The sequence below is a fragment of the Pseudoflavonifractor sp. 524-17 genome (assembly GCF_009935845.1).
Lineage (GTDB): Bacteria > Bacillota > Clostridia > Oscillospirales > Oscillospiraceae > Pseudoflavonifractor_A.
Genome location: NZ_QWEK01000075.1, coordinates 1 through 12,315, shown reverse-complemented (window position 1 = coordinate 12,315; position 12,315 = coordinate 1). Strand labels below are relative to the sequence as shown.

General features: G+C 52.9%; 14 protein-coding genes and 1 riboswitch. Of the genes, 10 read left to right on the top strand and 4 right to left on the bottom strand.

Going from position 1 to position 12,315, the window contains the following annotated elements:
- The 5 genes from D1159_RS17675 to D1159_RS17655 all read left to right on the top strand — a co-directional run.
- Window positions 1-474, top strand: a 474-nt coding sequence (locus tag D1159_RS17675) for a hypothetical protein (protein WP_161846932.1), incomplete at its 5' end; no start/stop codon positions are given.
- A gap of 418 nt (window positions 475-892) precedes the next feature.
- Window positions 893-1,723 (top strand): hypothetical protein, encoded by an 831-nt coding sequence (locus D1159_RS17670; protein WP_161846931.1) that lies wholly within the window; start codon window positions 893-895, stop codon window positions 1,721-1,723.
- The gene (locus D1159_RS17665; protein WP_161846930.1) at window positions 1,711-2,244 is read left to right on the top strand and encodes a hypothetical protein; all 534 of its coding nucleotides are present in this window, start codon (window positions 1,711-1,713) and stop codon (window positions 2,242-2,244) included. Before D1159_RS17670 ends, D1159_RS17665 begins: the two co-directional genes overlap by 13 nt.
- 528 nt (window positions 2,245-2,772) lie before the next feature.
- Complete coding sequence (locus D1159_RS17660) at window positions 2,773-3,084, top strand: hypothetical protein (RefSeq protein ID WP_161846929.1); 312 nt, start codon at window positions 2,773-2,775, stop codon at window positions 3,082-3,084.
- A gap of 535 nt (window positions 3,085-3,619) precedes the next feature.
- Window positions 3,620-3,826 (top strand): hypothetical protein, encoded by a 207-nt coding sequence (locus D1159_RS17655; RefSeq protein WP_161846928.1) that lies wholly within the window; start codon window positions 3,620-3,622, stop codon window positions 3,824-3,826.
- 55 nt (window positions 3,827-3,881) lie between these two features.
- Here the strand turns inward: D1159_RS17655 and D1159_RS17650 are convergent, their stop codons facing one another.
- From D1159_RS17650 to rbr, 4 genes are all read right to left on the bottom strand, one after another.
- Entirely contained in the window at window positions 3,882-4,622 is a 741-nt protein-coding gene (locus D1159_RS17650; protein WP_161846927.1) for an amino acid ABC transporter ATP-binding protein, read from the bottom strand.
- Window position 4,623: 1 nt separating this feature from the next.
- The gene (locus D1159_RS17645) at window positions 4,624-5,499 is read right to left on the bottom strand and encodes an amino acid ABC transporter permease (protein ID WP_161846926.1); all 876 of its coding nucleotides are present in this window, start codon (window positions 5,497-5,499) and stop codon (window positions 4,624-4,626) included.
- Between the two features lie 35 nt (window positions 5,500-5,534).
- Window positions 5,535-6,455: a transporter substrate-binding domain-containing protein gene (locus tag D1159_RS17640; RefSeq protein WP_161846925.1), complete on the bottom strand. Its 921-nt coding sequence runs from the start codon at window positions 6,453-6,455 to the stop codon at window positions 5,535-5,537.
- A gap of 134 nt (window positions 6,456-6,589) precedes the next feature.
- A riboswitch (Lysine riboswitch) is annotated at window positions 6,590-6,764 on the bottom strand.
- A gap of 151 nt (window positions 6,765-6,915) precedes the next feature.
- Window positions 6,916-7,521: a rubrerythrin gene (rbr, locus tag D1159_RS17630; RefSeq protein ID WP_161846923.1), complete on the bottom strand. Its 606-nt coding sequence runs from the start codon at window positions 7,519-7,521 to the stop codon at window positions 6,916-6,918.
- A gap of 351 nt (window positions 7,522-7,872) precedes the next feature.
- Here rbr and D1159_RS17625 point away from each other — a divergent pair, with 351 nt between their 5' ends.
- The 5 genes from D1159_RS17625 to D1159_RS17605 all read left to right on the top strand — a co-directional run bounded on the left by D1159_RS17625 (window position 7,873) and on the right by D1159_RS17605 (window position 12,147).
- Complete coding sequence (locus D1159_RS17625) at window positions 7,873-8,949, top strand: hypothetical protein (RefSeq protein WP_161846922.1); 1,077 nt, start codon at window positions 7,873-7,875, stop codon at window positions 8,947-8,949.
- Between the two features lie 116 nt (window positions 8,950-9,065).
- On the top strand, window positions 9,066-9,620 hold the full coding sequence (locus tag D1159_RS17620; protein ID WP_161846921.1) for a hypothetical protein: 555 nt from the start codon (window positions 9,066-9,068) through the stop codon (window positions 9,618-9,620).
- A gap of 54 nt (window positions 9,621-9,674) precedes the next feature.
- A complete protein-coding gene (locus tag D1159_RS17615) occupies window positions 9,675-10,181 on the top strand; it encodes a hypothetical protein (protein ID WP_161846920.1) in 507 nt (168 codons plus the stop codon).
- Window positions 10,182-10,221: 40 nt separating this feature from the next.
- Window positions 10,222-10,716, top strand: a complete 495-nt coding sequence (locus tag D1159_RS17610) for a hypothetical protein (RefSeq protein WP_161846919.1) — start codon at window positions 10,222-10,224, stop codon at window positions 10,714-10,716.
- 165 nt (window positions 10,717-10,881) lie between these two features.
- Window positions 10,882-12,147, top strand: coding sequence for a putative DNA modification/repair radical SAM protein (locus tag D1159_RS17605; RefSeq protein ID WP_161846918.1), 1,266 nt, complete (start codon window positions 10,882-10,884; stop codon window positions 12,145-12,147).
- The last annotated feature ends 168 nt before the right edge of the window (window positions 12,148-12,315 follow it).

The window sequence follows — 12,315 nt, the reverse complement described above, 5'->3', positions numbered from 1 at the left end:
TTCTCTGTATTTTATTGGATAACTCATATCTTCATTATACTACTTCGCTTTGTGCTTTTTCAAGTACTATCACTATATACTTTGGGACCAATAAAAAATAGTACAACAGCATATTCTGCCGGGCATGGATTTTCTTCCTTTGGACAAGCCGATGTTTTTCCTTCCATAGGTATGTCTAAAATTGCAACCGCCCGCTCTTATGCCAACGATCTTCTAGATGTATCTATAATTACTCCAGAGTATGGGAACAGTTTTGCAGGTGCCAGTAGCAATTTCCTATCCCCTAAGGCAGGAACAGCTGTATACATGGCAGGAGCAGTATCTGGCATTACGCACGGTACCGTATCACGTACAGGCCTCACACTAAATATAGAAGGAACAGTCTTTAGAAAATTAGCAGAAGCAGATTATCAGTGTGATTATGGTGACAGCGGAGCTGCGATTTTTGCAAGTGATACTTCCTTTTCTAGGTGAAACGCCCTGTAACTTCTCCGCTCTGGAATCAGAGGAAGGGCGTTGATTCCTTTCGGTAGGTACGATGTGGATAGGCATGGTTAGAGGAAGTTGGTTATAGTCTGTAAAAGTTAACCGCTTTCATTCCATTTTTCTATAAAGCGCTGTATAGAACTTTGTCACTATCTCAACGTTCTTTCCCAGATGTGTTGTTGTCTCCTTCATGAATCCTTTGCGGGGCAATGGATTCAGCCTTTTTATTCCGCAAGTCGATCTATGACTCTAATTTAAAAATATTTTATATATTTCTTTTTCTCATATAACTGGTTACATATGGTATTTCTATTTGACCTTATAGGAAATATATGCTATACTTGGAACATAGAGTAGGGCCTTACTCAAGTAAGATCGGTTTCCAGAGTTACTAAGGAGGTTAATTATGAAACTTCGAAAGTTAGTTGCAACCGTCCTTAGCTTGGCAATGATCTTGACCTTCTGCCCCAGCCTTGCCGCAAGCTATCCGCCCGGAACAATTATCTCGTCTGAATTCGATGAGGAGAGTGGGACTCTGACGCTTGAAACATCGGACAATAATATATACGAGATTGTTGTCAAAGAAGAGAATGGTATGGTAATATGTCAGCAGTACAACAATGGAGTACTGTTTGATGAGGTATCTACACCACTCCCTCAACCTGAGCAGCTTTACAACACTCCGGCACCGCTCGTATCTGGTACATACTATGGCACAGTCCACTACACAGGCGGTATGAACCCAACCTATACGATGTCGGTAGATGTGCTCCGTTCGGCTTCAAGTACTGCTGAATGGCCTACTGTGACCTATACCCCGCCATCTGTATCAATGACCCTCGCTCAACTTACCAGTGATATTACACTATTACTTGGACTTCCAATGGTTTTTGCCTCTAAAGTTGCAGGGCTAGTCGTAGCAGCCTTGGGTATAATTTCGGAAGGTTATATAAGGTGGTATAATAAAACTAATCCACCTCTTACTTGTAGGCGTTTCGATTATTCCTATACCCTTGTACATCATGGTACTGCTCCTGTATACTATGAGGGTGAAGAAATCCAACGATATGGCTCCAAATACCTCGCATATGCTGTTGATGATTATAGCAAAACCTTCTTAAATGAAACCTATAACGAGGGCCTTGTTATTGAATCAAGAAATGCAAAGTCTGCGGAAGACATCTATTATGCGCTCTATTACTATCCACAGTGGAGCTATATAAAATGGACAAGCTGACAAAAAAAATTTTTCTTGGGCTGGGCTGTTATGTTGCGATTGTTGTGGTCTTCTCCATCTATAAAGTCTGGTACTACTCCCGCGAATTTCCCCTCCGCGCCGATTCCCTGGATGACATGACAGCCCTCCCCCAGGTACTGCGCGAGCACACTTACTATCCCCATGATATCCCCCGCTCCTATCAGATATGGCCGGAGGACGTCTCCCAGTATGAGATCTACATTGACAGCGAGGTGCGCATTTACGCCGTCGCCATTCCGGAGGAGGTGACGCCCCGTTACCCCTTTTACTGTATCATCCTTGAGAAGGCCCCCCTTTTCCCCTGGTACCGGGTCTCCGGTTCCAGCGAGCTTACCACCCCCGTCAACGGCGATCCGCTGACCTTCCACTATAAGACAAGGCTCCTCACCTTTGATGTTGACCTCTCCACCGGCCACCTTCTGGTGACCAACCGGAAGGAAAAGTTCTACCGCCTGCCCATTATCAGCCCCCTGTGGGAGTTCCGCATTTTTTCCATGTAGCATTACCGCAAAGACGCCCGGCATGGATTCCATGCCGGGGATTTTCGTACTGCTTTCGCCGTGAACCGGGTGAAACGCCCCGTAGCTTCTCCGCTCTGGAATCAGAGAAGGGCGTTGATTCCTTTCAGCAGGTGCGAAAGGTAACCGTTTTCATTCCGCTTTTCTATAAAACTCTGTATAGAATTTTATCACCATCTTAACGTTTTTTCTCATCTGTGTTGTTGCCCTCTTCATGAACCCTTTGCGCGGCAATGGATTCAGCCTTTTATTCCGCAAGTTGATTTGCAGCTTTAATTTAAAAGTAATAATAAATTTCTTTCCTTTTCTTCTTTTGTAACTGGTTACATATAACAATTTCTATTTTACTTTTTAGGAAATATATGCTATATTATAAGTAATGATAGTAAATATACGGATTGGGGTTGATTCCAATGTGCTATGATTGAAACTTTCTTACTTCTCATCGTAAAGGATAATTAGACAGCCATCTACAATAATCATCACAATATGGAGTAAGGAGTTTCACGTATGAAAAAGTTCTTTAAAGCAATCGTTCAGGAAGTGATCGAACACGATGAACTCTATCAAGAAATGGTTGCCCAGTACGGCCCGCTGGAGGAGGTATCAACCAAAACTTCATATATCGTGACAGACTATGTAGTTAATGAGGAACAAACACTCTCTACAGAAAAAGTCCAAACATATGATGAACTCCCCCTACAATACCGAATGTACTCGCTTACGCCCTTCAACATCAATCCTGGCGGAGAAGTTAAAAAGACCTTTTCTATTATAGAGTTAACGCTTAGATTTGAGAAAACCAACAACAGCAACAAATAGCAACAAATATTATGTAGCAACTATATTCCGTTATCTTCAATTACCTGCTGTTACAAGCAAGTTCGGTTCGATCGAAGGCGTCGTGGGCCTAGCTTTTAACCCTCAGCTTTCCATTGATGGTAGTTCTTATGGCAGCTACATTTACTATGGCAGAGCCAGACATGATAGCCCCGTCGAAGATGTCAGCCAAAGATTGAATGTCCAAGCTAATTCGACATCTGGAATTGGAGCAAAATTTAGGATACCACATTTGTCAGCTGGGGTAGGGAATACTTATGTCTATGACTATGCAACATACCTCAGTGGACTTATATCCTGCACAGCATACAAAAGCAATATAAATGATCGTTATTGTTCTGCTTTGGGGTGTTACAGTATTCCGAGTACAAGTATAACTGATGTTTCTTTTACTGTCAGTTGTCCTCCTGGGATTAGTTTTACTCCCGGAATCGTTTCCGATGACTATAAGCTTCAGGACACACTTAATCTTTCTTAAATTATGCAAGGCCACTTCTTTTGAAGGGAGATGTTCCCATTGCCGGAAGGTTTCATTGTATCCATAATGGCGGGTGTTCTGGTGTTTTTCGTCATGCTCACTGCGCCCCTGGGCACCGCGGTTGTCCTGGCCCTCAATTTCTCCCTGTCCCTCATGATCCTGTGGGAGCTGATGGCGCGTAAGCGAAAGGACGCCGGCGAAACGCCCCCGGAGAACCAAAGCGGCGATCAGAACAAAGAGCCATAGGCAAAAAAACACCCGGTGGGGACAAAATTCGTCCCATCCGGGTGCTTTTTTCTCTTTATTTCGCCATAAACCGGGCCAAAAACTCCTTGGTTCTGGCCTGTTTGGGGTTTTCAAAGAGGTCTTTGGGGGCGCCCTCCTCGCAGATGACGCCGTCGGCCATATAGACCACGTGGTTGGACACATCCCGGGCGAAGGCCATCTCGTGGGTGACCACCAGCATGGTCATGCCCCGGGCGGCCAGGTCCCGCATGACGGAGAGCACCTCCCCCACCATCTCCGGGTCCAGGGCGGAGGTGGGCTCGTCGAAGAGGAGGATCTCCGGCTCCATGGCCAGGGCCCGGGCGATGGCCACCCGCTGCTTCTGTCCGCCGGAGATCTGCCGGGGCCGGGCGTTGATGTAGGGGGCCATGCCCACCTGCTCCAGGTACTGGAGCGCCCGCTTCCGGGCGGTCTCCTTGTCCCGCTTGAGCACCTTGGTCTGCCCCACCATGCAGTTTTCCAGCACGGTCATGTTGTTGAACAGGTTGAAGGACTGGAACACCATGCCCACCTTGGAGCGGTACACCGACGCCTTCACCTTCCGGCCGGCGATGTCCTCCCCGTGGAAGAAGATCTCTCCGTTGGTGGGGGTCTCCAGCAGGTTGATGCACCGCAGCAGCGTGGACTTGCCGGAGCCAGACGCGCCGATGACGCTGGTCACATCCCCGGGACGGACGGTGAAGTCAATATCCTTGAGCACGGCGTTGCTGCCGAAGGATTTAGAGAGGTGGCGCACCTCCAGAATGGCGTCGTTCATCTTACCGATCCCCCCTGCTGCGGCCGTACTTCAGCTCCTGCCGGATACGGCTGCGCTCCTCTTTGCTCTGCTCGTCGAAATTGCTCCCCCGCTTGGGGTGGCTGTAGGTCCCCGCCGTCATGGTGAGGGGGTCGGTCTGCACCAGCTCGTAGCTGTCCGAACCGTCCATGCGCCGCTCCGCCCACCGCAGCAGGAAGGAGGCCGCCAGCGTCATGCAAAGATAGCCGATCATCTCAATGGCGGCGGAGGGGAAGTACATATTATTCACACCAGTAATGTACCGGTGGAAGGCGAAAAACTCGGTAAAGCTGATGATGAACATCACCGAGGTATCCTTAATGTTGATGATGAAGTTGTTGCCGATCTGGGGCATGATGTTGCGCAGGGCCTGGGGGAGAATGACGCTGGTCATGGTCTGGAAATGGTTCATGCCGATGGCCTTCGCCCCCTCGGTCTGGCCCGGGTCGATGGACAGGATGCCTCCCCGCACCGACTCGGCCATATAGGCCCCGGTGTTGATGGACACGATCAGGATGGCCGCGGTCCATACGTCGTGAAAGCGCATAGCGTTGCCGGAGAAATAGGGCAGGCCGTAGTAGATAAACACCGCCTGGAGCACCATAGGGGTGCCCCGGAAGATCTCCACATAGGCCCGCACCGCCACCCGGATGAGCTTTAGGAAAAACCGCTTTCCCATAGAGTCGTTCCTGGTGTAGGGGATGGTGTTCAGAATACCGCAGGCCAGGCCGATGAGGCAGCCAATCACCGTGGCCACCAGCGCCAGGATCAGGGTATTTTTGACACCGCTGAGATAGCCGGGGGCGTATGCCTGCCACAGGCGGGCCATGTCCTGCCCCAGCTTGATTACCTTATCCATAAGGGTGACCGGCTCCTCTCATCATGGATTCTTTCTTAAATCTCGGGCTGGACGGCAATGGCGTCGCCCATCATCTTCTCAAAATCCTCCTGGGTCATGCCGGACAGGACCTTGTCCATCGCCTCCCGCAGTTCGCTGTTGCCCTTCACCACGGACATACCGATGTTCACGTTTTCCGCCCGCTCCTCCTCGCTGGCGAACTGGAAGTCCCCGCCGGTGCCGGAGAAGTCCAGGACCTTCAGATCCGGGTTCTTGGCCACGGCGCCCATGGCGGTGGGCATATCGGTGCAGATGAAGTCCACGGTGCCGGTTTCCAGCTGCATGATCATGGCGGGGGCGGTCTCCGCGGCGGTCTGGATCTGGGCGCCCTCAATCTGGGGCAGGCAGGAGTCGTACCAGATGGTGCCGGACTGGGCGGTGCAGCTGCCCCCGGCCAGGTCGGAAATGGAAGCGGCGCTGGCGTACTGGCTGCCGGAGGTGGTGACGCAGACAATGGTGGCGTAGTAATAGGGGCCCGCCATGTCCACCTCGGCCATGCGGGTGGCGGTCATGGACTGGCCGGCGATGGCCACGTCAATGGTGCCGCTCTGGAGGGATGGGGTCAGGGAGTCCCACGCGGTGGACACCACCTCCAGCTCCCAGCCGTTGGCCTCGCAGATCTTCTTGGCGATCATCACGTCGTAGCCGTTGGCGTAGGACCCGGGGACGTTGGAGATGGGCACCGCGCCGTTGGCGTCGTTCATCTGGGTCCAGTTATAGGGGGCGTAGGCGCACTCCATCCCCACGGTGAGCACGCCGTCCTCCACGCCGCTGGCCACGGGGCCGCTGCCGTTATCGCTCACCTGGGCGGAGGGAGCGGCGGACTCCTGGGGCTGGCTGGCGGTGCCGCTGCCGCAGGCGGACAGGGACAGTCCCATGGACACAGCCATGGCGAGAGCAAGGACATTCTTCTTCATTTTTGGTTCCTCCATTTTCCAGGTTCTTAATTTGTTTCGCCGCCTTCCCAGACAGCAAAAAAGCCACGAACCTTCCTGCTGGAAGCGTTCATGGCGACGAGCGCACCCGCTGTTCTCTCCGGGCGCCCTTGTTGTCCAATGATAGCGCTCCACACAGCGATGTGGCAGTCCGCGAGATCTTCTCCCGGCGGCCCAGGTCACCGCCCCCCAGGCAGGGGGCCAGCCCTTCGGCGGTACAGCCCTTTCTCCGGCGGGGTGCCTGCCCCAAACTGCCGGATACTCTTGCCGTTCCGCGCCTCTATCATTGCGGCGGGTTGCCCCGCGACAATCGGTTCTTGCGGGCTATTGTAACACCTGCCCTCCCCCCTGTCAATCCCTCCGCTGCCTTTTTTGCCTGCTTCCACAAAAAACCGGCGTCTGGCACAGCAGACGCCGGTTTTGGGGCCGGAATTCAGTCAAATTACAGCCGGTTCGGGGGGTAGGGAGACAGCTCGAAGCGGACAAAGTACCCCTGGGGATGCCGGCACACCGGACATACCGCCGGGGCCGCGGCCCCCTCCACCACGTGGCCGCACTTGAGGCACATCCACGAAATCTTCTCCTCCGCCACAAAGAGCCGCTCCTCCTCCAGCAGATCCGCCAGCCGGCCGAACCGGTCCCCGTGGATCTGTTCAATCCGGGCGATTTCGGAGAAGATATGGGAAATCTCCGGAAACCCCTCCTCTTTGGCTGTCTTGGCAAAGCCGGTGTACACGTGCTCATACTCCTGATATTCGTTGTGCCGGGCCGCCCGGAGATGCTCCAGCACCGTGGGGTACAGGTCCACGGGATAGGCGCCGTCCACCTGTATGGTCTGACCGCACAGCTTGCCCAGCTCATGATAAAATACCTTGGCGTGGGCCCCCTCCTGGCCGGCGGTAAAGGTAAATACCCCCTCAATCACGTGAAGGCCCTGCTTCCGGGCCAGACCGGCGGCAAACAGATAGCGGCTGCGGGCCTGGCTCTCCCCCGCAAAGGCCCGCATCAGATTCAGCCGGGTCTCGCTGCTCTCAAAACTGACGCCCATGTAAATTCCTCCCATCATTCGGATGACTGGAGTATGCCCCCTTCCGGCGCTTTTTATACACGGGTGGGTTTTCTATAAAATCTCTACCATTTGTCTGACTTATCTATGTAATCGTTTTCATTTAAACTATATAAATTATTTCGAAATAATCAGGCTATTTATTGTTGACTTTTTCATATAATTATGTTAATCTAGGTTTACAGCAGGAAAATTTACTCAATTTTTCCTGACTCTCTGAAATAAGGTGGTTCCCTTGGTATAGTAAGAGGCTGTTGCCCTATACAAAATTCCACGTAACTATACTATAGTTATATTCAGTGTAACGCACTATTAGAGAGGATGGTTATCACTATGACAAAGCAAAGGGAGCGGTTCTTTAGCATTCTTCTGTCTATCGCCCTGATCTTTTCTACCGTTTGCGTTTATGCAGCGGCCACCGAGGCTCCAGACTCTAGTGCAACCCAAAACTCCATTGACAGTCCGTATACCATCGACACCCCCTATGAATATCCCATTCAGCCTGGAACACCGGAGTGGGATGCCTATGAAACGACCCATGAAAAAGCCGTCTTATGCCAAATCCCGGAGGACATTTTGGGCAAGCTGACTACCCCAGCCCTTGTAGAAACCATTGTCAACTATCCTTTTCTTGTAGAAATGACTTTATTTGCTACTCCTGAAGAGGGGTATGCTGCTGTACATGCTTGCTTTAATGGTCTTCCTGAGTTAGAGCGCCGTCCAGATGGCGGAGCGGTATTAATGGACTACTATGAAATATGCAAAAAGCAACGTTCTGACCTTATTTTCCTTGACTTTATGACTATGGAAATAATCCTCCAGCAACCAGAAATCACCGTTCATATGTCGCCCGCTCAGCAACAACGTGCCTCAACTATGACACAGGAAATGTCCACTTTTTTTAGGTTGCAACCAACCCCAGCAGCAAATGTTGCCTACCCCAAAACCCCTAGTGGATATGAGGTTACAAAATCTTGGTGTACCTATGATAAACCAGAACTAACAGAGGCTGAGATTAATGATATAAATGCGCTTGTGTTAGAGAAATACTCGTTATCTCCCTTACGTCAACCTACGAATAAATATAATTGCCATTCTTACGCATGGTATAATACTTCTAGCGCTAATAAATGGTGGATTGATTATCCTAATGATTTTATTAATGATCCCTATTGTACTAGAAATATATCGGCCCCTGTGGCTGGCAATAGAGCAGTATATAGAATATTGGCAAACGGAAATTTTGTCCATTCCGCAATTGTGCAGAGTGTAAGTAACGCTGGCGGAACTAGTTCACCAAATGCTATAACTGTCGTCTCTAAATGGGGAAAATGGGGTCTTTATTCGCACACATTATTCAATGTTCCAGAATCATATGGAAGAAATGTTATATTTTATCAGATAAAATAATGCACCTAGAAATGACACAATTCCGCCCGGTTTCACCGGGCGGAATTTCAGAGAGTATTATATTCTCTAGCTATTCCAAAAAATATAGTACTATGAGCAAAAAGGAGGTCGAGTTTATGGTATGGCGAAAAAAATGGGTTTTCGCGGCTTTTCTAACCGCAGGTGTCACTGCCGCCGCAGCGGGAATTTACACCGCCACCGCAGAGTCCCCAATCGACCCAGACAGTCCCTATTCCATTGATATCCCCTATGAATATCCCATTCAGCCGGGGACCTCGGAGTGGTTCGGCTACCCAACCCCCCATGACAGGGCTGCAGTCTGCCAAATCCCAGAGGATATTTTGGGGGAGCTTACTACCCCCGCTCTGGTGGAAACCATTGTCAATTATCCTTTCCTGATAGAAATGTCCCTGTTTGTCACACCAGAGGAGGGGTATGCCGCTGTACGCTACTGCTTCAACGGCCTTTCTGAGCTGGAGTGCCGCCCGGACGGCGGCGTGGTGCTGATGGACTACTACGAGACGTGCAGGGAGGAACGCCCCGACCTGTGCTTCCTGGACTATCTGGCCATGGAGATCATCCTCCAGCAGCCGGAGATCACCGTCCATATGACCCCCGAGCAGCGGGAGAGAGCCGCAGGAATGACCCAGGAGCTCTCCCGGCACTATTAGAAGCGGTACCTCTGAGACCATCCAAGATGAACAGACCGGAAAGGAGGCAGTCAGATGAACACAAATTCCCGCCGCCTTCCCGCCGTCCTCCTGGCCGTCGCCATTCTGGAGGCCGTCATCATCGCCGGGGGCTGCGTCTTTTTCCTGACCAGAAAGCCCCAGCCCCAGGTTCCCTGGCAGCCCTTCGCGGAGTTTCAAGCCGAGCAGGTGGAATCGGTGCGCGTTGTGTTTGGGCACCCAATCAACTACTCCCCCTACGATCTCTCCCGGGAGGAAATTGAGGAGCTGGTGAAGGCCCTCCAGTGGATGTACTTCTTTTGCGAGATGGACCCCAGCTACTATAGCCAACAGCCGAGGACCGGCGGAAAAGCACCCGACTTTCAAATCAAGCTGACGGACGGCACAGAATTTACCCTCTGTTCCTGCTCCGATCATGTCCACCTGAACTCGAAAATCTACGCGGTGGATTCCGAATACTCCCTGGCTGTCTCCTGGTTCGAGGATTCCTGCATTGAAAAGGCCGGCGCCCTGGTTGGAGACGACACCTGGGCCAAGCCGTAGCGGTTCCTTAGGTATGGAGCCTGCTCTGTGAGGTGATGAGATGAACACACGTGCCCGCCGGTTTACCATCGTCCTTGTCATCGCTATCCTGGAGGCCGCCGTCATCGCCGGGGGCTGCGTCTTCCTTCTGACCAGAAAACCGCCGGTCAAGTATCCCCAGCGTCCTTTCGCGGATTTTCAGGCGGATCAGGTGGAATCGGTGCATGCCAGCTTTCAGTCTTGTTTTTCCTACTCCTCCTACGACCTCTCCTGGGAGGAGATTGAGGAATTGGCGCGGGCCCTCCAGGATCTGGTGTTCTACTGCCAGCTGGACCCCAGCCACGTGGAAGAACCATCGGGCGGCGGGATCCCCAGCGTTCGCATTGAGCTGACCGACGGTACAAAACTTACGCTGCGCTGTTACTTCTCTTACATCACCCTCAACTCGGAGGTCTACGCCATCGATCCCCACTCCGATCGGGCGCTGTCCCAGCTCTTGGATTCCTGCGCCGAAAAGGCCATCCCGATGGACAACACGATCCAGGCCAACTCCTGACGCCCCCGCTCGGCCCGCCCGGTAAAACCGGGCGGGCTTCTTTTCCGCCCTGATTGACTTCCCCGCCCGCCGGTGGTATGATAATCGCACAACTGTTCTAATCCAAATGTGGAAGTTCTTTTTGGTTCTTTTTCTTTCAAGAAAAAGAACTGGGAGGCAAGATTTATGGAACTGATGGACAAATTGACCATTCTGGCGGACGCGGCCAAGTACGACGCGGCGTGTACGTCCAGCGGACTGAACCGGACAGGCCGGCCGGGGGGGATGGGCAGCACCATGTCCACCGGCTGCTGCCACAGCTTTTCTGCGGACGGACGGTGCGTCACGCTGCTCAAGGTGCTGATGACCAACTACTGTGTCTACGACTGCCAGTACTGCGTCAACCGCCGGTCCAACGACCTGCCCCGGGCGGCCTTCTCCCCCCGGGAGCTGTGCGAGCTCACCATGGGGTTTTACCGCCGGAACTATATCGAGGGCCTGTTCCTCTCCTCCGCCGTGGCCCGGGACCCGGACTACACCACCGAGCGGATGATCGAAACTCTCTCCCTGCTCCGGCGGGAGTACCGGTTCTGGGGCTACATCCACGCCAAGGCCATCCCCGGGGCCGACCCGCTCCTTACCCAGCGTCTTGGCCTGCTGGCCGACCGGCTCAGCGTCAATATTGAGCTGCCCTCCCAGCACAGTCTCTCCCTTCTGGCCCCGGACAAGAAAAAGACGGCTATCCTCACCCCCATGGCCCAGATCCGGGACGGCATCCGGCAGTCCAAGCGGGAGATCGTCCAGTACAAGCACGCGCCCCGGTTCGCCCCGGCGGGCCAGTCCACACAGATGATCATCGGCGCCACCCCGGAGAGCGACAAACACATTCTCACCCTCACCCAGAGCTTATATGACAAATACCGCCTGAAGCGGGTCTTCTACTCCGCTTATGTGCCGGTGTCCACCAGCAGGCTCCTCCCCGCGCCCCAGGGGTTTCAGCCTCCCCTCCTCCGGGAGCACCGGCTCTACCAGGCGGACTGGCTGCTGCGGTTCTACTCCTTCCGGGCGGAAGAGCTGCTGGACGACCGCTGCCCTAACCTGGACCCCCGGGTGGACCCCAAGTGCTCCTGGGCCCTGGCCCATATGGAGTTCTTCCCCGTGGAGGTCAACACCGCCGACTATGAGGCCCTTCTCCGGGTGCCGGGGGTGGGGGTGGTCAGCGCCCGGCGGATTCTTACCGCCCGGCGGAGCGGCCCCCTCTCCTTCCAGGGGCTGAAAAAGCTGGGGGTGGTGCTCAAACGGGCCCAGTACTTCCTCACCTGCGGCGGAAAGCAGGTGGAGGGGCTGCGTATTTCCCCCGACGGCCTCCTCCGCCGCCTGGTGGCCCTGGAGCGCCCCGCCCTGGCTCCCCCGCCCCCGGAGCAGCTCTCCCTGTTTGATCCCATTATGTAACCATTTTCATTATAGTTTTATAAATTTCCCCCCGAGAAATTGTGCTGTAACTGTTGACTTTTTTCTATTGCTATGTTATCTTAGAACCAGAACAGGAAAATTTAATCAATTCTGTCTCATCTGTCGAAAGGAGGAGATTCCCATGGTACGATAATGGGCAATACTCTA

What these genes read in the sequence shown, in the direction of transcription:
- D1159_RS17670 (WP_161846931.1), top strand. Translation starts at nt 893, where the DNA reads ATGAAACTTCGAAAGTTAGTTGCAACCGTCCTTAGCTTGGCAATGATC.
- D1159_RS17665 (WP_161846930.1), top strand. Translation starts at nt 1,711, where the DNA reads ATGGACAAGCTGACAAAAAAAATTTTTCTTGGGCTGGGCTGTTATGTT.
- D1159_RS17660 (WP_161846929.1), top strand. Translation starts at nt 2,773, where the DNA reads ATGAAAAAGTTCTTTAAAGCAATCGTTCAGGAAGTGATCGAACACGAT.
- D1159_RS17650 (WP_161846927.1), bottom strand. Translation starts at nt 4,622, where the DNA reads ATGAACGACGCCATTCTGGAGGTGCGCCACCTCTCTAAATCCTTCGGC.
- D1159_RS17645 (WP_161846926.1), bottom strand. Translation starts at nt 5,499, where the DNA reads ATGGATAAGGTAATCAAGCTGGGGCAGGACATGGCCCGCCTGTGGCAG.
- D1159_RS17640 (WP_161846925.1), bottom strand. Translation starts at nt 6,455, where the DNA reads ATGAAGAAGAATGTCCTTGCTCTCGCCATGGCTGTGTCCATGGGACTG.
- rbr (WP_161846923.1), bottom strand. Translation starts at nt 7,521, where the DNA reads ATGGGCGTCAGTTTTGAGAGCAGCGAGACCCGGCTGAATCTGATGCGG.
- D1159_RS17625 (WP_161846922.1), top strand. Translation starts at nt 7,873, where the DNA reads ATGACAAAGCAAAGGGAGCGGTTCTTTAGCATTCTTCTGTCTATCGCC.
- D1159_RS17620 (WP_161846921.1), top strand. Translation starts at nt 9,066, where the DNA reads ATGGTATGGCGAAAAAAATGGGTTTTCGCGGCTTTTCTAACCGCAGGT.
- D1159_RS17615 (WP_161846920.1), top strand. Translation starts at nt 9,675, where the DNA reads ATGAACACAAATTCCCGCCGCCTTCCCGCCGTCCTCCTGGCCGTCGCC.
- D1159_RS17610 (WP_161846919.1), top strand. Translation starts at nt 10,222, where the DNA reads ATGAACACACGTGCCCGCCGGTTTACCATCGTCCTTGTCATCGCTATC.
- D1159_RS17605 (WP_161846918.1), top strand. Translation starts at nt 10,882, where the DNA reads ATGGAACTGATGGACAAATTGACCATTCTGGCGGACGCGGCCAAGTAC.